At 54.4% G+C, this 550-nt stretch carries 1 pseudogene; it reads right to left on the minus strand.

Annotation, left to right across the window (positions count from 1 at the left end):
• Positions 1–398 (minus strand): annotated as a pseudogene (locus RX972_RS29160) (IS66 family transposase); the annotation flags it as partial.
• Positions 399–550: the final 152 nt, after the last annotated feature.

A 550-nucleotide genomic window follows, 5' to 3' on the forward strand; every position in this document is an offset into this window, starting at 1 on the left:
TGCTCGCTGACTTCTTCGCCAATCGTGTGCTTGCGGCAGCCGCAGACGCATGTCAGCTCATGTTCGGGAAGTTCGTGGATGATCTCGATACGTGGCAGATCGGCGGGCAGCGGCTTGCGTTTGCCGCGGCGCTTTATTGGGGCAACGGCTTCTTCATCTGAGGCTTCGTCGACTGGCTCGACGATGCTTTCTACCTCATTGAAGAGGGCCAGTTGCGGCGTTGCTGCATCAGCTGTTTGTTCGGACTTTCGTCCGAACAGGCGCTGAAGCAAGAGCGCATTCTGCTCTTCTAGCCGAACAATCTTTCCCTTATCCAACTGACGCTCGTCGAGCATCTGCCCAAGCATTTGCTTGAGCAGAACAGGATCATCTGGAAGATTTTCGGGCAAGGAATTCATGCCCTGGATTATACCGAATCAGGCTACGAATCGCGGTGTCAAAACTTGATGAGGACGGTTGCGCCAGAGGTCAAAGCCATCGAGTAACCAATTGAGTTCCTGGACGGTCAGAACGATCGCCTCGTCGGTGGCGTCAGGCGATGTTTTGAATC

The organism is Pseudomonas syringae group sp. J309-1, assembly GCF_032582135.1.
Classification (GTDB): Bacteria; Pseudomonadota; Gammaproteobacteria; order Pseudomonadales; family Pseudomonadaceae; genus Aquipseudomonas; species Aquipseudomonas quasicaspiana.